Consider the following 22,106-nt stretch of genomic DNA (forward strand, 5'->3'; position numbering starts at 1 on the left):
TCTCCTTAAATGAATCTTAAATTAAATACATTAAGAATATACCGAATTATCTGACAATTGTCAATAAAAAAAACGCAATCCATCAAATGATTGCGTTTTCTAACCTTCTGTGACCACAGATAGGGTCTCCAATCGTTGCAAACTCCCCACAAAATCTGTATCTAAATCTTTGAGATGGCAAGGCAAGACTTTTTTGACATAACGTTCTTTCTTTAAGTCTTCCATGACTTGATCCGCCTTGTCACTGTCCACATACAATTGGACATAACGGCATTTCTTAGAATGGTACAAGACATCTCCGACAGATTGTAATTTTTTCCCGTCTCGATTGTAATACAATTTAACAATTAAGCCTGTTCTTTCTTGTTTCTCAAACATGGTCAATCCCTTTCTCGTTCTGTTACTAGTATATCAAATTTCAAGAAAAAGAACTACTCTTTTATGAGAGCAAAAAAGAGAGTGGGACAGAAATCGATAATTCGTTAGAATTCGATTTCGTCGTCCCACCTCTGCACAGTTGAGTAGGGCTGTAAAAGCTGATGAAATCAGCGTAGTAGAGCCCACTCAACCACTGCGTCTTGCTCGACAACCTAAAAATAATTGAGAGGCTAGGACTTTTGTCCCAGTCTCTTTACAGACCTTCCCATAGAATGGTTTAGCCCAATTTATTATTGGCCATGATTTCATCAATAAAGCCATATTCAAGTGTTTCTTGTGCGCTCATCCAATTGTCACGTTCAGCATCAGCATGCACTTTTTCGATCGGTTGACCTGAATTTTCCGCAAGGATTTTTTCCAAGTTATTCCGTGTTTTGAGCAAGTGTTCTGCTGCAATCGCCATATCGGTTTGTTGGGTACCACCACCAGTACCACCCATTGGTTGGTGAATCATGTACTCGGCGTTTGGCAACATGAAGCGTTTGCCCTTCGCACCGCTTGAAGCGATAATTGTTCCCATAGAAGCTGCCATCCCCATGACAATGGTTTGGACATCTGACTTGATAAAGTTCATGGTATCTACGATGGCAAGACCTGCAGAGACAGAGCCTCCTGGTGTATTGATATACATATAGATATCTTTTGTATTATCTTGGGCATCCAAGAAGAGCAATTGAGCAATAATGGAGTTAGCCATTTGGTCCTCAACTGGTCCTGTTACCATGATAATTCGATCTTTCAACAGACGGGAATAAATATCGTAAGAACGTTCTCCACGACTGGTTTGTTCAATAACTACTGGAATCATCTATTCTTCTCCTTTAGTATCCATTCATTCTCACGATTCGTGAGGTTCAAAGTATATGTGCTATTATAAACCAATGGTCAAAAAAGGTCAAATCTAAAGCACCTTTTGGACGAATCATGAATGGTTTCTTATTTGGTACCGAATAAACGGTCACCTGCATCTCCAAGACCAGGAACAATGTAGCCATGTTCATTCAAATGATCATCGAGAGCTGCTGTAAAGATATCAACATCTGGGTGAGCTTCTTGAAGAGCTTTCACCCCTTCTGGCGCTGATACTAGGCAGACAAATTTGATATGGCTAGCGCCACGTTTTTTCAAGGAATCAATAGCTAGAATAGCGGATCCACCCGTAGCAAGCATCGGGTCTACTACAAAGATACGACGTTGATCAATATCTTCTGGCAATTTCACCAAGTATTCAACTGGTTTCAAGGTTTCTTCATCACGGTACATCCCGATATGGCCAACCTTAGCAGCTGGTACCAAACTCAAGAGACCATCGACCATCCCAATCCCTGCACGAAGAATTGGGACAATAGCCAATTTCTTCCCTGCGATTTGCTTTTGAACGGTTTTAGTAATAGGAGTTTCAATCTCAACATCTTCAAGAGGCAATTCACGCAACACTTCGTAGCCCATCAACATAGCAATTTCATCTACCAATTCACGAAAGGCCTTCGTAGAGGTATCCGTGCGACGGAGAATAGACAATTTGTGTTGAATCAGTGGATGTGTAATAACTTCTAATTTTCCCATTTTGAGATCCTTCTTTCTAAGCTGTTATTATTCAAAAAAGAGCTATGATAAAAGCGGAGTCAAGCTCTACTCTTTCTTTCAGTCCCTCTTTGATACTCACAGCACATGGAAATCTTCATTTCCAACTTTACATTCTTCTTATTATACCAAATTTTACAAAAAAAAGAGAGCCCTTACACTTAATTTTTTAAGTTCGGACTCACTCTTTCTATCAATCAATTACAACCATTCTTTGTATTTCTTAATATAGATACGTTTGACAACCGTCACACTCAGCATATAGAGGACGATAATCGCAAACAATAGAACAAAGTACAATCCATTTAGTTGGCTCAACTTCAAGATAGAAGCCAAAGGACTATATGGAAGGGAGGTTACAAAGAAGGCTGCTGCTAGGGTCGTCACCACGACTGAGAAGGCTGGACGACTTTGGATAAATGGAAGTTTTGGTGAACGCAACATATGGATAACCATGGTTTGAGACCACATAGATTCGATAAACCATCCAGTTTGGAACACCATGATAAAGGCTGCTGCATCTGCTGCTCCATGGTTGTAGCCATGACCTAAAATCATAGGAACAACAAGGAAGTAAAGAAGCATGTAGGTAATAATATCAAATACAGATGAAATTGGACCAATCCAGGCCATAAAGCGCATGATAGAGTTTGCTTCCCAGATACGAGGTTTCTTGAGAAATTCCTTGTCGACATTGTCAAAAGGAAGGGCGATACAAGAAAGATCATAGATAAGATTGAGCACAATCAAATGAACGGGAGCCATTGGAAGGAAAGGCAAAAAGATGCTGGCAAAGAGAAGAGAGAAGATGTTCCCGAAGTTAGAAGAGACCGTCATCTTGATGTACTTGGTCATATTGGCATAGACCTTGCGGCCTTCGACCAAGCCTTTTTCAAGAACCATCAAGTCCTTATCTAGAAGGATGACATCTGCTGTTTCCTTGGCAATATCAACAGCGGTATCCACAGAGATCCCAACGTCTGAGACCTTCATGGATGGAGCATCGTTGATCCCATCTCCCATGTAACCAACCTTGTGGCCATTGTTCTTGAGGCAGAGAATGATCCGCGCTTTTTGATCGGGTGATAATTTGGCAAAGACCGTTGTTGTTTCCACAACTTGTGCTAACTCTTGGTCAGTCATCGTATCGATTTCGCTTCCTAAAAGAATCCGCTCGACATCTAGTCCTACTTTTTCACAGACAGCTTGGGTGACCTTTTCATTGTCTCCAGTTAAGATCTTAGTGGTTACCCCATATTCTGCAAGAGCTTTGATCGCTGGAGCTGCAGAAGGTTTTGGTGGATCAAGAAAGGCAAGGTAACCGGTTAGGATCATGTCTCGTTCATCTTCAACACTAAAGATGTCATTTTCGTCCAAGTCGGTTTTGTAGCTGACGCCCAAAACACGAAGACCTTGTTCATTTAACTGAGCAACTTCAGCGAGGACCTCTTGACGGACTTCATCTGTCAGGCGTTTAATCTCACCCTTGTACTCAACATAAGTCGATACAGAAAGCATTTCTTCCAAGGCACCCTTGGTCACCATGCTGACCACACCGTCTTCGTCTTTGACAATGACACTCATGCGACGACGTTCAAAATCAAAGGGCAATTCATCAATCTTATGGAAGGTTTGATCCAGATCGCGAACAATCTCATGTTTCTTGGCTTCTTTCTGGGTCCGATTGATAATCGCTCGGTCCATCAAATTTTTTAGCCCGGTTTGGAAATAGGAATTCAAGTAAGCCCGACGAAGAACTGATAGATCCAATTCGCCATGGATATCAAGCGGATACTCCAAAACGATTTCATCTTGAGTCAAGGTACCTGTCTTATCTGTACACAAAATATCAATAGCCCCAAGGTCTTGGATGGCATTGAGTTTTTTGATAACGACTTTTTCTTTTGCCATGATGATGGAGCCTTTAGCAAGACTCGCTGTAATAATCATCGGCAGCATTTCCGGAGTCAAACCAACCCCAACGCTGAGGGCAAAGACACCCGCTTCTAACCAGTCACCATCTGTGAGACCATTGATCACAAAGACAACGGGCACCATCACTAACATGAGCCGAATCAAGAGCCAAGAGATGGTATTCATTTCTCTCTCAAATGAGGTTGGTTCGTCATAGGTGTTGATGGTTTGCTCAATAGCACCCATCATGGTTTCATCCCCCACGACCAAGACCAAGGCTGTCGCCCGTCCGGAGATGACATTGGTTCCCATAAAGGCCAAGCTTTCACTCTCCAAGAGACTATCTAGATTCTGACTGTCGGCTTTTCTGAGACAAACCTTTTCAACAGCATCACTTTCCCCTGTGAGACCAGATTGTTGGACAAAGAAGTCACGGGAATCAATCAAGACCACATCTGCTGGGATCATGTCGCCAGCACTCAGTTTGATCACATCTCCTACGACGATTTCATTGATCGGAATTTCTTGTTCCGACCCATCACGCAGAACGGTCGCTGTATTGACTATCATACGTGATAGGTTGCTGGCAGCTTTATCACTCCGCAATTCTTGAATGAAGCGGATCCCACCTGAGATCAAGACCAAGATCACAATGATGATAGAGGTCGTTGGATCCTGTTCACCTGGTTTTGCTAGCCAGACATTAGTGATGAAGGAAACCAGCGCAATGACCAACAAAATCACCGTAAAAGGATTGATAATCGATTCATAGATCTTTTTGATCATGGAATCTTCTTGACCTTTTGTGATGACATTTTCGCCATAAATATCGCGGTTTTCTTCTACTTGATCGTCAACTAAACCAAGGGCACTGGTTTTGTAGTCGGCAAAGGTGCTTTCAAGTGGTTCTTGAAGGGCAGCAATGAGTCTTTCTTTATTTGTTTGCATTGGTATCTCCTTTTTCAATCAGGAGCCAATCACTTTTGGAGTCCCTACGACACAAATCAGCGATTGGCTGGTTCGGTGCGGTTCGGGATGATCGTCGATTTGTATCATAGCTCTCTCCTTTCTCTTTTCTTGGTAAGGCATAAAAAAGAGTCCTACCCTCGATCGGTAGGACTCATGAAACTCGTCATTTATTTTTCAATCAAAACTCTCAAAAAACTGACCGTCCAAGCTTTAGCTCCACAAGGCAATGAAATGAGCTTAGTCTTGACCTTTGCGATCAGGACTGTTGACCAACGAGTAGTGTCTCCACTGCTTTGCGGTAGTCATCCGTATCCTTGTGGTAGCCTCACCTACCGTATTTCGAGTTTATTGTACTCCTTCACTTACAGAAAGTCAACACTTATTTGTGAAAAGTTTCCACCAAACGTTTGGTAATTTCTTCAATGAGGGTGAAGGGAGCTGCCACATTGAGGCGGGCATGCAAGTTTCCTTCTTTTCCAAAATCTGTTCCACGGTTCAAAATCAATTTGGCTTGGTCATGGATTTTAGCATGCAGCTCATCATCGCTATAAGGATAGGCTGAAAAGTCCAACCAAAGAAGATAGGTTCCTTGGGGCTTCATGACACGGATTTTAGTGTTTTCATGCAATTCATCTACGACATAGTCAATGTGTTTTTCAAAGACTTGCTTGAGCTCTGTCAACCAAGGCTTGCCATGACGATAAGCCGCTTCTGTAGCAATATACCCTAAGCCTGAGATTTCATGTTGATTATTAGCCAATTGCCGTTGTTTAAAAGCTGTACGAAGTTTTGGATTTTCAATGACCACATAGGAATTTTTTGTTCCTGCAATATTGAAAGTCTTGGTAGCACTAGTTAAGATCAAACTGAAATCTTTAAAGCTTGGATCAACCGTGTTAAAACTGGTATGACGGTGGCCAAACAAGGCCAAATCTTGGTGGATCTCATCTGAAACGAGAAGGACACCATGTTTTTGACAAAGGTGGCCGATTTTTTCCAAGACTTCACAATCCCATACACGGCCTCCAGGATTGTGCGGATTACACAAAACATAGAGTTTAACCTCTTGCTCCACAATATCTTTTTCCAGCTGATCAAAATCAATTTGGAAAAGACCATCCTTTTCAACTAATGAATTTTCGATCAATTTTCGACGATTGAGTTTGACACTTCGGGCAAATGGAGGATAGACCGGTGTATTGATTAAGACAGCATCCCCTTCCTTGGTGAAGGCTTGAATAGCTGTTGAAATAGCTGGAACAACGCCTTCGATAAAGACGACAGCTTCCTTGTCAAAGGAATAGCCATGCTCTTCTTTTTCCCAATCAAGGATAGACTGGTAGAGGCTATCCGATGCATAGGTGTAGCCATAGACCATTTGGTCTGCATAGCCGATAACAGCTTCTCGTACTTCTGGAATGACATTAAAATCCATGTCCGCGATCCAAGCTGGAATGATTTCTGGATCGGTCTCTGTTTCTTTCCATTTGTAGGTATGGTGGGTCAAGCGATTCGGTAAAGTCGTGAAATCATATTTGGTCATCTTAAGCCTCCAATGCTTGTTTCAAATCTTCAATCAAATCATCCGCATCTTCGATTCCGATGGACAACCGAAGAAGATCATCTGTCAAACCGTATGAATGACGAACTTCTGCAGGAATGTCCGCGTGAGTTTGGGTGGTAGGATAAGTGATCAAACTTTCAACTCCGCCAAGGCTTTCTGCAAAGGTAAAGACTTGAAGGGAATTCAACAAGTTAGGAATTTTTTTCTCATCTTGAATTTTAAAGGAGACCATTCCACCTTTTCCAGTGTAGAGGACTTCTTTGACCTGAGGGGAGGTTTTCAAAAACTCGACCACCTTGCGAGCATTCTCTGTGGAGCGCTCCATCCGGATAGAGAGCGTTTTGAGACCACGGATCAGCAGATAGCTGTCAAATGGGGAAAGAACAGCACCTGTCGTGTTCAAATTGTAAAAGAGTTTGTCATACAAGTCTGCATCATTTGTCACGACAACACCAGCCAAGACATCGTTGTGACCAGCCAGGTACTTGGTTGCTGAATGAAGAACAATATCCGCTCCCTCTTCAATCGGGCGTTGATAGATCGGGCTATAGAAGGTATTGTCCACCACGACTTTGGCACCTTTTGCATGGGCCAATTTGGCTAAATGAGCAATATCAAATTCCAACATCAATGGATTGGTTGGTGTTTCAATATAGAGGACATCCACCGGACCATGATCTAGATGGTGGATCAGTTCTTCTTCCGTATTGGCATAGGTGAAAGAGAAACGACCTTCTTGCTCTTGTTGGTTAAACCAGCGGAAAGAACCTCCATAAAGGTCACGAACGGCTAAGACTTTTGAACCAACAGGGAAAATGCTAAAAGCAAGCACAATAGCTGACATTCCAGAGCTTGTCGCCAAAGCATAGTCTGCACTTTCGATAGCTGCCAAAGTTTTCTCAGCTGTTGCGCGTGTTGGATTTTTCGTACGGGTATAGTCAAAACCTGTAGACTGACCAAATTCTGGGTGTTGGTAAGTCGTAGAGAAATGCAAAGGAGTCGTCAAAGCTCCCGTTGCTTTATCCGACTTGATTCCTGCCTGTGCCAAGATAGTATTGATATTGCGTTTTTTACTCATATTGCCCTCCGATAAACATTCAATCTAACTGCTTACTATTTTATCACTATTATGAGGAGAGCGGTTTTCCCATTTTCAAGACCTAGCTATAGTTTCAAACTATAAGAAAAGGCTGGGCACTTTTTACCCAACCTCTGATTTATTTAATCCGGAATTTTTGTCTGAGACGTGCAGCTTGACCTCCAATAAAGCGGTCAAAATACCGTAGCCATAATCCTAAGGCTCCATAAATAGCAACTCCTAATCCGCCTATGACGATGATATAAATCATGCTCGATACACGGCCATTTGGTGGGAAAATCCAGCCCAAAATCAAGCCTGCGATCAAGACTCCAAGTAGCATCACTACAGTCAGGATAGAACCAAGCAAGGTCCGCTTGAAGATGATGGTTCGATTAAACTGAGTAATGGTTTGGATCTCCCGATACATGAGAACGATTGGCACCATTAAGGCAATGGTCGTTGACAAAAGCGGCCCATAAGAACGAAAGACCAAAATAAATGGAATTTGTAGGACCAATTTCACCACTACACCATAAAAGAAGTAGCGGATGGCCTTGCGATTTTGAAAGAGGGCTTGAATCATTGGCGATAAGACCGTGTAAAGACCGAGAATTACCGTCTGCAACATCGCTACGATGAAGAGTCCTAAGGCCAAGCTATCTGGTTGCCCATAGAAAACCGTATAAAGTGGTTTTGCGACTGCTACTGCACCAAAGGTGGCTGGAAGCAAGAAAGCTAGCAACATGGTCAAGTTATCCTGTACGAGCTTCCCAGCTGCTTTTAGGTCCCCCTTCACATAATTCTCTGTCAACAGAGGAATCCCAACTCCCCCAATCGAAGTCGCTACTGCTATCAAGATCATGGTAATTTTGTTTGGATTAGCAGAGAAATAACTAAACATGACCATGAGCTGCTTTTGACTATAGTCTGTGAACCAAGACATGACATTGATAAAGGTCATCTGGTCAACAATTTGGAAGAGCTGAATCGCAGAACCAGTAATGATAAAAGGAATAGCTTCCCGAATCGTATCGATCAAGAGAGCCCGAGTGTCAATCCCTTCACTTCCCTCTTGCTTTCTAAAAATAGAAGAGAGCAAGCCTGTCTTTGCAAGGTAATAAAAGAGCACCAGAAGGCTCGCTCCCATACCGATAAAGGCCGCAAAGGTCGACTGCGTCACAGCCTGCACATAGTCTCCTGAGCCAATCTTCATAATGAAGAAGGTCGTGAGCAACATCCAGATGACCCGGATCACTTGTTCAGCGATCTGGCTAATGGCGTAAGGCTTCATGTTGTTAAAACCTTGGAAAAATCCCCGGATGACACTCATGGAAGGAAAGATCAAGACAGCCCAAGAAAGGCTCTGCATGATCGGAATCAACTCTTTTCCCCCACCTGAAAGACTAGCAAAGACAGGAGACAAAAGATACATGAGAATGGCAAATCCAAGGCCTAGAATTCCCATGAACTTCAAGAAACCCCGAATCAAAGCAAAACTATGATCGGCTTGTTCTCGGGTATTGTATTTGGCTACTTGCTTGGCAACGGCTACGGGTACTCCGGCTGTCGAAATCAAGAGAAACCAAGCATAGATATTGTAGCCCATTGTAAAAAGACCATTGGCTTGTGGCCCATATTTTCCCATCCAAATATACCAAGGAATAATATAAGCGGCTCCTAGCAAACGGCTGATAAAGTTGCTGGCTGTCATCCAGGCAGTCCCGCGTAGCATCTGGGCTTGCTGGTCATTTTGTTCGTGACTCATTGGTGTCCTCTTTCGTTTCTTCTTCTCTTCATTATAAACTTTTCCATGACACTTGTAAAATAGGGACTTTAGGTTTACAATAGTTTTATGATTACAATTGAACAAACCCTCAACATTTTAAAACATGACCAAAATTTCCGAGAAATTCTAGTAAATGGTGAATACTACTACCATCTAGAAGGAACAAGTTTTGATGCTATTAGCTATGATAGCCGGAAGGTTTCTGCTAGCACCCTCTTTTTTGTCAAAGGGGCCAACTTCAAAAAAGAATACCTGGAACAGGCTATTTCTAATGGACTCGGCTTTTATGTCTCTGAAAAAGATTATGAAGTTGGTATTCCTGCTATCCTCGTCAATGATATCAAACAGGCCATGAGCTTAATTGCCATGGAGTTTTATGGGCACCCTGAGAAACAATTAAAACTATTGGCCTTCACAGGGACTAAGGGAAAGACAACCGCGGCCTATTTTGCTTACCATATTTTGGAACAAAGTCACCGACCAGCTATGCTGTCTACCATGAATACGACACTGGATGGTAAAAACTTCTTTAAATCGACCCTGACAACGCCAGAGAGTTTGGATCTTTTTGCCATGATGGCTCAGGCAGTAGCCAATGATCGGACCCACCTGATTATGGAAGTTTCCAGTCAAGCTTATCTGGTGAAACGGGTTTACGGTCTGACTTTTGACGTTGGTGTTTTTCTCAACATCAGTCCTGACCATATTGGCCCGATTGAACACCCAACTTTTGAGGATTATTTCTACCACAAACGTCTCCTCATGAAGAACAGCCAAGCCGTTGTCATCAATAGTGATATGGATCATTTCCAAGTTTTAGCGGACCAAGTCGCGAACCAAGACCACGATTTTTATGGAAGCCAGTCTGAGAATCAAATTGAAAACTCTAAGGCCTTCAGCTTCTCAGCCACTGGTAAATTAGCTGGAAACTATGAAATCCAACTGATTGGACATTTCAACCAAGAAAATGCTGTAGCAGCAGGTCTTGCCTGCCTTCGCCTAGGTGCGAGCCTCGAGGATATCCAAAAAGGGATTGCTAAGACGCGCGTTCCAGGCCGAATGGAAGTCTTGACTCAGAAAAACGGCGCTAAGGTCTTCATCGACTACGCCCATAATGGAGATAGCTTGAAAAAACTGCTCTCAGTTGTCGAAACCCATCAAACAGGGACGATTTCACTGGTCCTTGGATCAACTGGTAATAAAGGAGAGAGCCGCCGCAAAGACTTTGGCTTACTCTTAGAAGACCATCCTGAGATCCAAGTCTTCCTCACAGCGGATGATCCCAACTATGAAGATCCTTTGGCTATCGCTGAAGAGATTAGTAGTTTTATCACGCGCCCTGTCGAGAAAATCGCAGATCGCGAAGAAGCCATTCAAGTGGCTATGGCAACAACCAGCAAGCCTGAAGATGCCGTCATTATCGCCGGAAAAGGAGCGGATTGCTACCAAATCGTCAATGGCGTAAAAGAAGAGTATCCAGGTGACGCCGCCATTGCTGAACGTTATCTATAATCAAACGAAACAAGGCTAGGAAATTTTCCTAGCCTTGTTTATTATTTGATAAACATCAGTCTTTCCTTGTCCAAGTCCACTGCTAATTCATATTTGCCTTCAGCATTTTTGCGGATATAGCCTAAGACTTCTAAACTATCGACAAAGATGTCCTTGCGCTTTTGCTGGACTACTTCTTTTTTGAGGAACTTGAGCAAAAAGCTGGTCATATACTTGAGAGCATACTCAGGATTGACATCTCCCAAGATAGCATAGAGCTTTTCTTGCTCCTCCGTCAATGGATATTGGTGTTTCACCTTGTAGAAGTAATTGGAAAGGGTCTGTGCATTTCGCGCAAAGTCCGTCTCCTCCACCAAAATCGCTTCATTGGTACTATTGCGAAGTTCCGTTTGGAAGATCCTGGCTTTTAATTCTTGATAAACTGCACTGTCCTCTCGGACAAAGACCTCCTGATCCAAGTCAACAAGATCAGCTGACTCCAAGAAGGGCAGGTTGAGGGTGTAGCGTTTATTTTCTCGAAGTATGAAGCCCGCTTTGATATATTCCTCCATCAGCTTATCCACTGGTTGATCCGGAAATTGGGCCTTAATTTGCCGCAGGATCACATCGTCATGCTGATCCAAATAGTTGATCAAGTCCTTGAAAAATGGCTGACGTGTCAAACGTGTGGGATTAATGATTGTAATCATAAATAGGTCTCGTTTACTGTTTTATCGGTTCGTTCTTATTGTAACATAAAAATTAGTTTAAGCGAAATCAATACCAAAGGACAAAATCTTCAATTTATGGATAGGCAGACAAGAGGGGAAAATAAGGCAATAAAAGAACTTAGTCTTTTCAATCCAAGTTTACTGTAGAAGCCCCATAAGTTATTCCAACTCATTTCATTTCTATTATTTTAAAAGAAATAAAATCAGTCAGTAGTTGCTTAATGCGTTCTGGACATTCTTCATTGTCCCTACTGTAGATACTCACTAAGCCATGTAAAAAAATAAAGATTCCACTACGAATATTTAGCGCTTCTGCATCAGATAAGTCTTTCGGTAAAAAGACATCAATAGCTTCTTCCAATAAACGATAACTTTTCATTCTCAATTGCATCAACGGTTGCGAACAATCGCCTGAATCTTCATGCTCTCCACGGTAAAAAATCAATAATTCATAAAAATTACGTTCTCTAAACCCAAAATCCACGTATGTTTGACAGATTTGAAGCAGACGTTCCTTATCATTCTGCTTGGAATGACTGATTTCTAAGCAAGTATGATAGAGGTGAGTTAACGGTTTTTCCGCTACTGCATATAATATATCCTCTTTCTTTTTAAAATACTGATAAATAGCTGTATGTGAACATCCTGCAGCTTGAGCAATCTGCCTAATTCCCACCTTCTGGTAAGGTTCTTTTCGGAAAATTTCCTCTGCTACTCTGATAATTCTGGACCTTGTATCCTTTGCCATTACAAACTCCCTTTAAACCCATCCGATGCCTCAAAATCTCGTACTGCATCTTTTACCTCACTACCATGACAAACACTAACAAGTGCCTGTGAATAATCCTTGAGAATTCTTTCACCACTAGCTAAAGCCTGTCTCATATCTGCTGTATATCCTTTCATTGGTGGACGCAACTTTCCATTTCTCGTAGCTGTAAAAAGATCTCCAGCAATTAAAACTTGATCCTCTTCATGGTAATAAACAACATGACCAGGGGAATGACCAGGAGAAAATAGTGGTTTTAGTCCTGCACTACTTATCAAGTCTTGACCTTCTTGACTTTCAACAGTTATAAAAGTAGCCGGATCAAAAATCACTTTTTCCGTCTCTTTTCTATTAGGAAAAGGTTCTTTGCCTGAAATATAGGGGAATTCCTTCTCACTGATTAAAGTCGGGATGTTCCCAAAGTGCTGTCTAAGATAGGGCAAACCTTTGATATGATCTGGATGTCCATGGGTCAGAAAAATTGCTTCAATTTTTTGTGGGAGTAAAAACTGGGCAGCGTACTTCTCCATTCCTCGCATTCCCGTATCAATCACATAAAAGCGACCAGATGATTCAACTAGCCATATGCTGACAACAAAAACACCCAATTCGAACTCAAACTTTCTTATATGTGGACTGATTTGTTTTGTACGTGTTAATAAACGATACAAGAAAGACATATTTACTTCCTCCTTTGATTTCCATCAAAAACTAACCAGTGGTTAGTTTTTTTGTGAAGTATATCATATTTTATCTGTCTAAACAAGAAACATCCAGAGGATATTAGAAAAAAATACAACTTTTACAAGTTGTATTCGAAGGTAGAACATATTTTTAAAATATTATTTTTCTTTAGTTTGATGTAACTCTTATAAACTGTATCAAAGATTCAGATTGTTGTTTCATGAATCCAAATCATCCAAATACCTTTCTTTAAACTGTAGCTGTGGTGATTGGGCTAACTGACTTGGATTGGTCCCGGGCTGATCTAGGGGAACGGCTAGGCCAAGTTCCTTGTAGTAATCCAGCCAGAACGGACTAATCTCCTCATCCTCATCTCCAAACTTCATGGGAATGGTCTCAAAAATAGGAAGTAATTCAGCGATGAACTGGGAACAATAGAAACCATCTCCATCTGGATAAAAGGACGCATTGTAGGGAGCCCCTAAAAGGCTCTCTGCCCGCTTCTTGACTTCTTTGAGATCGATTTTCGGGTAGCGATAAAGGTCATATACTTTCCCGTCTTCAAAGAAATTTTCAGGGGATTGGGCAAGGACGCCACCTTCCACCGTGGCATGATAAATGGAACCGTCCAAAAAGATAACCACATGGCTGTAGTTACCTGTCGAAGTCTGAATGGCCTGCCCCATTTCCGTATCTTCTCTAACAAAAATCAAATCACCATTTTCTAACATACTTCTCTCCTAGCAAAAAAGGAGCCGAAACTCCTTTTTAACGATGGTTTTCCCACCTATCATTATGCATTAAAGCTTTCAGTCAATTGAGGAACCACTTGTTTCTTACGTGAAACGGCACCTGGAAGGAAGGCATGATTGTTTTCAAGTTTGAAGTTGAAAGCTGCTTCTACCTTGTCCATATTAGCACCAAGGGCAAGAATTTCTGAGTTTGAGTTGACGATGTCTGTAATCATCAAAACAAAGTCAGAGTAGCCGTTAGCTGCATTGGCAGCTTGGATAGCTGCTTCGATTTCAGCTTGGCGTTCCAAAACTTCCGCAATATCAACTGTATTCACTTGAGCCACACGAACGTTGTTTCCGTTCAATTCAAAAGTCTTGGCATCGATGTCGATCAATTCTTCTGCTGATTTGCTTGCCAAGTTGGTACCAGCTTTAAGCATGGCAAGACCGTATTCTTCCAAGTTGACACCAGCCAATTCTGCCAATTCTGGTGCAATCACTTTATCAGATGGGTGTGTAGTTGGAGATTTCAAAAGAAGGGTATCTGAAATCAAACCTGAAAGCATCAAACCTGCCAATTCTTTTGGCACTGCTACACCGTGTTCTTTGAACATGCGGTAAACGATAGAAGATGCTGATCCTACTGGTTCCAAACGCATGTAAAGTGGGCTAGCAGTTTCGAAGTTAGCCACACGGTGGTGATCCACTACACCATAAACTTCTACTTCAGCAATATCTGAAACAGATTGTTGGAATTCATTGTGGTCCGTCAAGATGACTTGCTCTGCACCTTCTGCTTTAGCGGATGTGATGACGCGTGGTGCTTCCACACCAAAATAGTCCAATACGAAAGCTGTTTCTTCATTTGGAGTTCCAAGAGCCACTGCTTCTGTATCCAAACCATAAGCTTCTTTTGCAAGATAAGCAAAAGCTACAGATGAGCCGATAGCATCTGAATCTGGATTTTGGTGACCAAATACTAGAATTTTTGACATGTTTCTACCTCTTCATTTTCATTTCTATTGTTACTCTATTTTAGCACGTTTTTCCGTTTAAAGAAAGGGAATAGTTGTGCATTTCGTTAGAAAAAACAGTTGGGATTGCCAACTGTTTTTCTTCTTTATCCTTTGACCCGTTTCAGGTAATCTTGGTAACTTTCAGTTTCCATCAAATCCTTCGCATTTTGGACCCGTTCTTTTGTCGGTGGTTTCACACCCTCCAATTTGTAGGGAATTCCCAACTCACGCCATTTGAATTCCCCCATGGTATGATAAGGGAGAATTTCAAATTTATCAACGTTTTTCAGGGTCTTAACAAATTTTCCAAGCTCGATCAAGTCATCATCTCGGTCCGTCAAACCTGGCACCAAAACGTGGCGAATCCAGACTGGTTTTCCAATATCAGACAAGTACTTAGCACAAGCTAAGATCGTTTTATTGGTATGGCTGGTCACAATTTTGTGCCGTTCATCATTGATTTCCTTGATATCAAGAAGCACCAAGTCTGTCACCGCCATCAAGCGGTCGAATTTTTCCAAATAACGAGGTGTATTCCGGAAAGGAAGGGCACAGGTATCCAAGGTACAATGAATTCCCAACTCTTGAGCCTTAGTAAAAAGTGCAATCAAAAAGTCTATCTGTAAGAGGGCTTCTCCACCACTGACAGTGATTCCCCCTTTTTCGCCCCAAAATCCACGATAACGGAGGGCTTCTTCTAAGACATCATCCACCGTCCGCTCACGGGACTTGTTGGTTTCCATTGCCCAAGTATCTGGATTGTGGCAGTATTGACACCGCATTTGACAGCCTTGAAGGAAGACAATAAAGCGGATCCCAGGCCCGTCTACTGCACCAAAACTTTCTGTTGAGTGTACCATTCCTGTTACTTTTCCATAGTCAACTGTTTCATTTTCCATTGAGGAACCTCTTCTCTTGAAAACGTTTTATGATTTTATTATAACACGATTCCATCTATTTTAAAGAGTTTAAGCTTCTTTTTGAAAAGAAACTGTTCTTTTCAGTAGTTTTCATTGTCCTAGTACAGTTTCCAATATGGGACTATCTGTCCTGTATTTTAGGAGAAAAAAAGAGCCAGCGACTCCTTTTTTAGATCTTTCTTTTGAAAACGTTAGTAAGTCTTTTTCTTCTTATACCAGACAAGACTCATCGTAGCTACTGCAACTCCAAAAAGAGCTAGATAGCTTGTTTCTTGTCCAGTAGATGGGAGGATTTTCCGCTTGCCTGGTGTCTTCGTTTCTGTTGCTGCCTCTTCCTTGTCGTCTTGCTTCTCATCTTCGTTCTTGCCCTTCTCTTTGCTTTCAGATGGTGAACTCTTTTGTTCATTGGCTTGAGCCTGATGAGGGACTAGTTGAGATCCTGTATTCGATGAGGAAGGGATGGTTTGATCCGTTGGTTGTCCTGTATTCCCTTGTTGATCATCCGTCGGCGTTCCTGGAGTTTGTGCTCCACTAAAGTCGATTTGGACCAAGACAGGATCATGGTCTGATGCACGACCATGTTCCTTCATAAAGGAAGCATTGATATGGACGGGTTCAAACCTTGCTTTGGCTGCCATGTTGTTTGAGATAAAAATGTTATCCAAAACTTGATTGCTTCCACGGTAGAAATAAGAATAGCGATCGCCTACATCATGTTGAGCCATTAAGTTGGTTAGTTCACTACCCGCAAGGATCTGTGCCGTGGTTGAGAAATCGTAATCATTAAAATCACCCGTCAAAACGAAGGTAGTCTTCGGATTTTGCTTCAAGCCTTCTTGGACGAATTGATGAATGACACTTGCTTGTGCTTCACGAGTTGGCAAGGTATGTTCCACTGCTGGTTGGCTTGCCCCATAAATAGCATCATCTCCGATTTTTGATTTCAAGTGATTGGCAATCACCACAACAGGTTGGCCTTTGAATTCAAACTCAACAGCTAAAGACTTGCGAGTATGATCAAACGATGGATCGCTAGGGGCAATCCGAGCTGGATTTTTAACCAGGTGTCCCTTGTCAAATTGCGCCGCTTCGTTGCTAGTCGCTGCCTCTTTTTTGGCTAAGCTCACGCGTTCTGGATTGTAGAGGATTCCCAAACGAATATTAGAACCGGGCTTTCCACCGTCAGCGCCATCTAGTGGAGCAACCTCCGTATACTCATAGCTCTTGCCACCCAATTCCTTGATCCGACTAGCTAGTTTGCGTCCACTTTCCACACCACTGGTCGTCCCGTCATCCACACTACCATTATTGTCCTGCACTTCGATCAAAGTGATAATATCCGGATTGTGAATTTCATGGATAAAGGAATTGGCAATCAGCGTCACCTTATCCTCTGGCGTTTCATTTTTGGCATTGTTGGCCGAGAAATTTTCAATATTATAGGAAGCGATGGTCAGCTTGTCCTCACTTGGTTGGGTTTGAGCTGCTTGACGCTGCAAGCCACCATCTTGGACTGTCAACTGTTGAGTGGGCTCTACCTTATAAAAGCTATTCCGATACGTTACCACTCCTGTCACATCTTCTGCAAAGTAATCTTTGGCTTTTGCGACAAACTGATTACCAACATAAATCGGGATCGTCACTGTATTTTGCGCATGTGGCCGTAGATTCAGACCTCCAATATTGTTTAAAGGAAGGCCTGTAAAATCTTCTCCCAATACATAGATATCTCCTTTATACTGGGGACCTAGAACATGCGGTTTCTTTACTACAGTGAGCATGCCTTCCAGACTTTCCCAATAATCGAGGGCATCGGTTTCTGGAGCATAAGCAGTTGGATTAGTCTTCACCTCTGCCGGCATCCCCGCAGTGATATTCACAGCTTCTGGAAGTGGGGCTGTCCCGTCTTTTGTGATCCAAGCATCAACCAACATGGTCACCGTTAAACTATTCGTCGGTTCCTTAAAGGTCTTCCCAGCTCCCAAGGTGACTTCTTCCATATAACCTTCCTTGACAGTACCGGTAATTTTTACCTTGTCACCGACCTTGACCTTGTATTTAGAAACTACATAAATCCCATCTGAAGTCCGACTATTACCATCCGATTCAATGTCTTGAGCATAAAAACCATAGCGGTCTGTTTTGGTCACGACCGCATTTTTGATGGCTACCTTTTGGCCTTCAAGTGGAGAGCGTTGCGCTTCCCCTTGAATCTCCCCAATCTTAACCGTTTTCTCTTCGGTATCCTCCGAGGAACTGCTAGATATCTCTCCTCTATCACTCGAAGCTCTCGTCGTAGCTTCTGTAGTTGTTGTTGCGGAAGTCGAATGATTTGTCAAGCCTTCCTCGCTACTAGTGTTCGTCACAAGTGCTGGCTCTGAAGTCGAAGCTGTGGTCTCGTCAGCAACTACCGTGAGGGCACTGTTAAAGACCCCCAACTGACTAACCAATAAGGTAGCTACTGCTAATAATCGAATCTTTTTTCCGTTATTTCTCATGCTTCTCTCCATCCCTAAAAAGTTTTCCTCTTTTATTATAAGGGAATGGTTTTACATTTTCAAGCGCTTTCAAAAATATTTTTCAAAAAAACAGACAAGCGAGTCCAAATCATGAAAAAATAGCAACATATCTATCAAATTTTAAAAGAGCAAATAGTAGAAGAAAAATATCTAGTCGGGGATTTTCTGCCTAGCGAAAACGACTTAAAAGAGCACTACCAGGTCAGCCGAGATACCATCCGCAAATCCCTCAAGCTCTTGCAGGAGGAAGGCTTTATCGAGACTGTTCAAGGGATGGGGTCTCAAATTTGTAGGCAATCCCATTTTGACTTTCCTGTCTCGCAATTAACCAGCTACCAAGAAATCGTCAAAGCTTCGGGTCTTCAGTCAGAAACCAATGTCATTCGTTTGGAAAAAATCACTATCGATGAAAAAGGAGCCAAAAAACTGGATTTCCCCTTCACCGCTTAGTTTGGAAGGTGACCCGGCAACGAGTGGTGGATGGCGTCGCTTCTGTCTTAGATATTGATTACCTGGATAGAGAACTGATTCCTGGCCTAACCAAGGAAATTGCCCAGCAATCTATTTATCAATATATAGAAGAAGACTTGAAATTGCAGATTGGCTATGCCAAGAAAGAAATTTTGATTTCACCAATCGATAATCTCGATAAGATCTTACTGGATCTTGGAAAAGACCAACACGTGGTGACGGTCCGTTCCCAAGTTTACTTAGCAGACGGACGACAATTCCAATTCACCGAAAGCCGTCACAAATTAGACAAGTTTCATTTTGTCGACTATGCAGAGCGGAGGAAATAAAAAAGGAGGCTGGGACAAAAGTCCTAGCCTCTCAATTATTTTTGAATTGTCGAGCAAGACGCAGTGGTTGAGTGGGCTCTACTACGCTGATTTCATCAGCTTTTACAGCCCTACTCAACTTTGCAGAGGTGGGACGACGAAATCGAATTCTAACGAATGACCGATTTCTGTCCCACTCTCTTTTATTTTATCCTAATACCAATTCATCACTCACCAAAGTTTCACCACTGTTTTGTTGGAAGAGGTGCACCAAATCTTCAACCGTTAGGTTTTTCTTTTCTTCTCCTTTGACGTCGACAACGATCTTGCCTTGGTAGAGCATGATCAAGCGGTTGCCGTATTCGATAGCATGGTTCATATCATGCGTAATCATCAAGGTTGTCAAATCATGGCTTTCCACGATCTTTTGTGTCAATTCCATGACCATTTCACTGGTCTTGGGATCAAGCGCTGCGGTATGTTCATCCAGAAGCAAGAGTTTGGGTTTGACCAAGGCTGCCATGACCAAAGTCAAAGCTTGACGTTGCCCACCAGATAGATATTGAGTATCGACTTTGAGACGGTTCTCTAAACCAATATTCAGTTCCTTCAAGGCTTCACGGAAACATTCACGATCCTTCTCCCGAACGCCCCAGCCCAAACCACGAGATTTTCCACGACGTTGGGCAATGGCCATATTTTCTTCAATGGTCAAACGAGAAGCTGTCCCCATCTTAGGATCTTGGAAGACACGCGCAATATCTTTCGCACGCTTACGAACACTCGTATTTTTGATGGAGTTACCTTCTAGCAAGATATCCCCTTCATCCACGACCAGATTTCCTGCCAAGATGTTCATCAAGGTTGATTTCCCAGCTCCATTTCCACCGATGACCGAAATGAAGTCCCCTTCTTCTACTTGGAGATCCAAGCCTTTTAAGACATGGTTTTCATTGACTGTTCCAGCTTCAAATGTCTTATGAATACCTTCAATTGATAATAATGTTGCCATACTTTTCTCCTACTTATTTCCTAACTTCAGTCCACGAACACGAAGACGTTTTTGCGCCTCAGGAGCGAACAAGACAATCGCGAGCAAGATCGCATTGAAGAGACGGACCATATTTTGATCGAGATTTGGAATCTCGTAAATATTTAAGATAATCAAACGATACACAATGGCTCCAACCCCGATGGAAAGCAAGCGCCAACCAATGGTCAATTCGTGGATCAAAACTTCAGCGATAATCACCGCACTCAAACCGACTACGATCGTCCCTGTACCAGAAGTCACATCTGAGAAACCATCATTTTGTGCAAACATGGCTCCACAAAGGGCAATCAAGCCATTGGAAATCATGTAGCCCAACATCTTCATGTTATCTACATTGACCCCATTTGCCTCACTCATTGGAATGTTATCACCAGTCGAGCGCAAAACCAAGCCAAGTTGCGTCTTCATTAAGAGAGTTAACAAGATACAGACGATGATCAAGCAAGAAATACTAATCAAAAAGACAGCTTCTTCATTGGACAAGCCCAATTTCATGACACTTTTGAAAATGGTACTGGCATCGCCAATAGAGAGGTTGGGTACTCCCCCCATGATTTTAATATTGATAGAGTAGAGACCGGTCAAAGTGACAATCCCTGTCAAGAGGGCTGGAATTTTCATTTTTGTATGGAGAATTCCTGAAACCAATCCTGCGATCATCCCTGCCAGAAAAGCCAATAAGGTCGCCAGCCAAGGGTTTCTTCCTGCTTGAATTTGTGAGGCTACAACTGCTGCCCCAAGTGGAAAGGCTCCTTCTGCCGTCATATCGGCAATATCTAAAATTCGAAATGTTAAGTAAACACCGATCGCCATGATCGACCACAATAAACCTTCTGATAAACTTGATAAAACGAAATTCATCTCAAACCTCCTATTTTTCTACCTTCAACGAGCTAATATCAATTCCTAGTTCTTTAGCCATCTCTTTATTGGTATGCAATTCTAATTTTTCAGGTGTTTCAACTGCGACTTTTCCAGGTTTTTCACCCTTCATGATACGAATAGCCATCCGAGCAGCTTGTCTCCCCAATTCCTCATAATCGGTACCAAAGTTGTACAAACCACCAGTGGCCACCATCTCAGCAGATCCACCAAAAACGGGCACCTTATGGCTGATAGAAACCTGTTTGACAGTGTCCATTGTAGAAGAGATAATATTGTCCGTCGGAACAAAGACGATATCTGCCTCTGACATGATGCTGTCTGCTGCAGCTTTCACATTGTTACTATCGAGAATTGTTTTTTCAACCACTTGATAGCCTTTAGCTTCTAGGATCTTCTTCGCATTGTCTTTTTGGACGACGGAGTTAGGCTCACTTTGCGTATAGAGAATCCCAACTGTTTTCGCCGTTGGAAGCACTTGCTTAATCATGTCTACCTGTGTAGCGATCGCATCTTCTGACTGGTCACTTGTCCCTGTGATATTGCCACCTGGTTCTTTCAAGTTTTTCACCAATTTCGCTGCCAAAGGATCTGTGACAGCTGAGAAGACAATAGGTGTTGATTTAGTGGTATTAGCCAAACTTTGTGCAGAAGGGGTTGCAATCGCAAAGACTAGATCACTTTTTTCTGCCAATTGTTTAGAAATATTTTTCAGATTTCGTTGCTCCCCTTGAGCATTTTGGAAATCGATCTGAATATTTTTCCCATCTACATAACCCTCTTTCTTCAACTCCTCGATAAAGCCTTTTCGTGTCGCATCGAGCGACTTATGGGTGATGTACTGGGAAATCCCAATTCGAAAGACATTGTCTTTTTTAGTATCCTTTAGATTGTGTAAGGTCACCAATGATGTTAACAGAAGTCCTACAACCAGGACAGGTGCTAGCAATTTTTTCACTACTTTCATTTATTGACTCCTTTTCTGCAAAATAAACAAAAAATCCGCTTAGATGATACTCTAAACGGATGCTTGAAATTCTCCAACAAGTTACAAAACCTCGGTCCATTTAGATACTAGCTCTATGGACCATCATCAAAAATCTTAGCCACATAGATACAAACAAATTGCTTGGGTTGTTTGCATCCATGAGATCATGTCTACAAACACTATCTAAAGTAGCTAAAGTAAAA

At 42.2% G+C, this 22,106-nt stretch carries 18 protein-coding genes, 1 pseudogene and 1 riboswitch; of the genes and pseudogenes, 2 read left to right on the forward strand and 17 right to left on the reverse strand.

Annotated elements, in window-relative coordinates; genetic code table 11:
• Positions 1–99 precede the first annotated feature (99 nt).
• The 7 genes from HMPREF2893_RS06230 to HMPREF2893_RS06260 form a co-directional block, all read right to left on the reverse strand.
• The gene (locus HMPREF2893_RS06230; RefSeq protein ID WP_070675052.1) at positions 100–378 is read right to left on the reverse strand and encodes a DUF2129 domain-containing protein; all 279 of its coding nucleotides are present in this window, start codon (positions 376–378) and stop codon (positions 100–102) included.
• A gap of 277 nt (positions 379–655) precedes the next feature.
• On the reverse strand, positions 656–1,246 hold the full coding sequence (locus tag HMPREF2893_RS06235; RefSeq protein ID WP_070662483.1) for an ATP-dependent Clp protease proteolytic subunit: 591 nt from the start codon (positions 1,244–1,246) through the stop codon (positions 656–658).
• 128 nt (positions 1,247–1,374) lie between these two features.
• Positions 1,375–2,004, reverse strand: a complete 630-nt coding sequence (gene upp / locus HMPREF2893_RS06240) for a uracil phosphoribosyltransferase (RefSeq protein WP_003005574.1) — start codon at positions 2,002–2,004, stop codon at positions 1,375–1,377.
• A gap of 219 nt (positions 2,005–2,223) precedes the next feature.
• Positions 2,224–4,884 carry a magnesium-translocating P-type ATPase gene (mgtA, locus tag HMPREF2893_RS06245; RefSeq protein WP_070675056.1) on the reverse strand — a complete coding sequence of 887 codons (2,661 nt, stop codon included), beginning with the start codon at positions 4,882–4,884 and terminating at the stop codon, positions 2,224–2,226.
• A gap of 207 nt (positions 4,885–5,091) precedes the next feature.
• Positions 5,092–5,249: riboswitch (M-box (ykoK) riboswitch) on the reverse strand.
• 35 nt (positions 5,250–5,284) lie between these two features.
• Positions 5,285–6,448: a MalY/PatB family protein gene (locus HMPREF2893_RS06250; RefSeq protein WP_070588765.1), complete on the reverse strand. Its 1,164-nt coding sequence runs from the start codon at positions 6,446–6,448 to the stop codon at positions 5,285–5,287.
• Position 6,449: 1 nt separating this feature from the next.
• Positions 6,450–7,547, reverse strand: a complete 1,098-nt coding sequence (locus HMPREF2893_RS06255; RefSeq protein ID WP_070595297.1) for a cystathionine gamma-synthase — start codon at positions 7,545–7,547, stop codon at positions 6,450–6,452.
• A 139-nt stretch (positions 7,548–7,686) separates the two neighbouring features.
• Positions 7,687–9,315, reverse strand: a complete 1,629-nt coding sequence (locus tag HMPREF2893_RS06260) for a putative polysaccharide biosynthesis protein (protein WP_070675059.1) — start codon at positions 9,313–9,315, stop codon at positions 7,687–7,689.
• Between the two features lie 87 nt (positions 9,316–9,402).
• Here HMPREF2893_RS06260 and HMPREF2893_RS06265 point away from each other — a divergent pair, with 87 nt between their 5' ends.
• A complete protein-coding gene (locus tag HMPREF2893_RS06265) occupies positions 9,403–10,848 on the forward strand; it encodes a UDP-N-acetylmuramoyl-L-alanyl-D-glutamate--L-lysine ligase (protein ID WP_070675062.1) in 1,446 nt (481 codons plus the stop codon).
• 41 nt (positions 10,849–10,889) lie between these two features.
• Here HMPREF2893_RS06265 and HMPREF2893_RS06270 read toward each other — a convergent pair whose 3' ends face one another.
• The 7 genes from HMPREF2893_RS06270 to HMPREF2893_RS06300 all read right to left on the reverse strand — a co-directional run bounded on the left by HMPREF2893_RS06270 (position 10,890) and on the right by HMPREF2893_RS06300 (position 18,179).
• Positions 10,890–11,537: a DUF1803 domain-containing protein gene (locus HMPREF2893_RS06270; protein ID WP_023918819.1), complete on the reverse strand. Its 648-nt coding sequence runs from the start codon at positions 11,535–11,537 to the stop codon at positions 10,890–10,892.
• Between the two features lie 190 nt (positions 11,538–11,727).
• The gene (locus HMPREF2893_RS06275) at positions 11,728–12,306 is read right to left on the reverse strand and encodes a TetR/AcrR family transcriptional regulator (protein ID WP_070595302.1); all 579 of its coding nucleotides are present in this window, start codon (positions 12,304–12,306) and stop codon (positions 11,728–11,730) included.
• Entirely contained in the window at positions 12,306–13,007 is a 702-nt protein-coding gene (locus HMPREF2893_RS06280) for an MBL fold metallo-hydrolase (RefSeq protein WP_023918823.1), read from the reverse strand. Before HMPREF2893_RS06280 ends, HMPREF2893_RS06275 begins: the two co-directional genes overlap by 1 nt.
• A 222-nt stretch (positions 13,008–13,229) precedes the next feature.
• Complete coding sequence (locus HMPREF2893_RS06285; RefSeq protein WP_070675064.1) at positions 13,230–13,742, reverse strand: YiiX/YebB-like N1pC/P60 family cysteine hydrolase; 513 nt, start codon at positions 13,740–13,742, stop codon at positions 13,230–13,232.
• A gap of 62 nt (positions 13,743–13,804) precedes the next feature.
• Positions 13,805–14,740, reverse strand: coding sequence for a manganese-dependent inorganic pyrophosphatase (locus HMPREF2893_RS06290; RefSeq protein ID WP_003005572.1), 936 nt, complete (start codon positions 14,738–14,740; stop codon positions 13,805–13,807).
• A gap of 125 nt (positions 14,741–14,865) precedes the next feature.
• The gene (gene pflA, locus HMPREF2893_RS06295) at positions 14,866–15,660 is read right to left on the reverse strand and encodes a pyruvate formate-lyase-activating protein (RefSeq protein ID WP_003005017.1); all 795 of its coding nucleotides are present in this window, start codon (positions 15,658–15,660) and stop codon (positions 14,866–14,868) included.
• Positions 15,661–15,872: 212 nt separating this feature from the next.
• Positions 15,873–18,179 carry an endonuclease/exonuclease/phosphatase family protein gene (locus HMPREF2893_RS06300; protein WP_070675068.1) on the reverse strand — a complete coding sequence of 769 codons (2,307 nt, stop codon included), beginning with the start codon at positions 18,177–18,179 and terminating at the stop codon, positions 15,873–15,875.
• A gap of 129 nt (positions 18,180–18,308) precedes the next feature.
• On the opposite strand from HMPREF2893_RS06300, the pseudogene treR reads away from it, so the two are divergent.
• Positions 18,309–19,000 (forward strand): annotated as a pseudogene (treR, locus tag HMPREF2893_RS06305) (trehalose operon repressor).
• A 187-nt stretch (positions 19,001–19,187) separates the two neighbouring features.
• On the opposite strand, the gene HMPREF2893_RS06310 reads toward treR, so the two are convergent.
• The 3 genes from HMPREF2893_RS06310 to HMPREF2893_RS06320 are packed head-to-tail and all read right to left on the reverse strand — an operon-like array spanning position 19,188 to position 21,882.
• Complete coding sequence (locus HMPREF2893_RS06310; RefSeq protein WP_070675071.1) at positions 19,188–19,991, reverse strand: ABC transporter ATP-binding protein; 804 nt, start codon at positions 19,989–19,991, stop codon at positions 19,188–19,190.
• A 9-nt stretch (positions 19,992–20,000) separates the two neighbouring features.
• Positions 20,001–20,894: an ABC transporter permease gene (locus HMPREF2893_RS06315; protein ID WP_070595307.1), complete on the reverse strand. Its 894-nt coding sequence runs from the start codon at positions 20,892–20,894 to the stop codon at positions 20,001–20,003.
• 10 nt (positions 20,895–20,904) lie between these two features.
• Positions 20,905–21,882, reverse strand: coding sequence for an ABC transporter substrate-binding protein (locus HMPREF2893_RS06320; RefSeq protein ID WP_070675074.1), 978 nt, complete (start codon positions 21,880–21,882; stop codon positions 20,905–20,907).
• Between the last annotated feature and the right edge of the window lie 224 nt (positions 21,883–22,106).

It is taken from the genome of Streptococcus sp. HMSC072C09 (assembly GCF_001813105.1).
Taxonomy (GTDB): Bacteria; Bacillota; Bacilli; order Lactobacillales; family Streptococcaceae; genus Streptococcus.

Excerpts from the sequence above, each read along its gene's own strand:
- HMPREF2893_RS06300 (WP_070675068.1), bottom strand. The coding sequence starts at position 18,179 with ATGAGAAATAACGGAAAAAAGATTCGATTATTAGCAGTAGCTACCTTA.
- HMPREF2893_RS06260 (WP_070675059.1), bottom strand. The coding sequence starts at position 9,315 with ATGAGTCACGAACAAAATGACCAGCAAGCCCAGATGCTACGCGGGACT.
- HMPREF2893_RS06265 (WP_070675062.1), top strand. The coding sequence starts at position 9,403 with ATGATTACAATTGAACAAACCCTCAACATTTTAAAACATGACCAAAAT.
- HMPREF2893_RS06310 (WP_070675071.1), bottom strand. The coding sequence starts at position 19,991 with ATGGCAACATTATTATCAATTGAAGGTATTCATAAGACATTTGAAGCT.
- HMPREF2893_RS06280 (WP_023918823.1), bottom strand. The coding sequence starts at position 13,007 with ATGTCTTTCTTGTATCGTTTATTAACACGTACAAAACAAATCAGTCCA.
- HMPREF2893_RS06290 (WP_003005572.1), bottom strand. The coding sequence starts at position 14,740 with ATGTCAAAAATTCTAGTATTTGGTCACCAAAATCCAGATTCAGATGCT.
- HMPREF2893_RS06285 (WP_070675064.1), bottom strand. The coding sequence starts at position 13,742 with ATGTTAGAAAATGGTGATTTGATTTTTGTTAGAGAAGATACGGAAATG.
- mgtA (WP_070675056.1), bottom strand. The coding sequence starts at position 4,884 with ATGCAAACAAATAAAGAAAGACTCATTGCTGCCCTTCAAGAACCACTT.
- HMPREF2893_RS06230 (WP_070675052.1), bottom strand. The coding sequence starts at position 378 with ATGTTTGAGAAACAAGAAAGAACAGGCTTAATTGTTAAATTGTATTAC.
- HMPREF2893_RS06315 (WP_070595307.1), bottom strand. The coding sequence starts at position 20,894 with ATGAATTTCGTTTTATCAAGTTTATCAGAAGGTTTATTGTGGTCGATC.
- HMPREF2893_RS06250 (WP_070588765.1), bottom strand. The coding sequence starts at position 6,448 with ATGACCAAATATGATTTCACGACTTTACCGAATCGCTTGACCCACCAT.
- HMPREF2893_RS06235 (WP_070662483.1), bottom strand. The coding sequence starts at position 1,246 with ATGATTCCAGTAGTTATTGAACAAACCAGTCGTGGAGAACGTTCTTAC.
- HMPREF2893_RS06275 (WP_070595302.1), bottom strand. The coding sequence starts at position 12,306 with ATGGCAAAGGATACAAGGTCCAGAATTATCAGAGTAGCAGAGGAAATT.
- HMPREF2893_RS06255 (WP_070595297.1), bottom strand. The coding sequence starts at position 7,547 with ATGAGTAAAAAACGCAATATCAATACTATCTTGGCACAGGCAGGAATC.
- HMPREF2893_RS06320 (WP_070675074.1), bottom strand. The coding sequence starts at position 21,882 with ATGAAAGTAGTGAAAAAATTGCTAGCACCTGTCCTGGTTGTAGGACTT.
- pflA (WP_003005017.1), bottom strand. The coding sequence starts at position 15,660 with ATGGAAAATGAAACAGTTGACTATGGAAAAGTAACAGGAATGGTACAC.
- HMPREF2893_RS06270 (WP_023918819.1), bottom strand. The coding sequence starts at position 11,537 with ATGATTACAATCATTAATCCCACACGTTTGACACGTCAGCCATTTTTC.
- upp (WP_003005574.1), bottom strand. The coding sequence starts at position 2,004 with ATGGGAAAATTAGAAGTTATTACACATCCACTGATTCAACACAAATTG.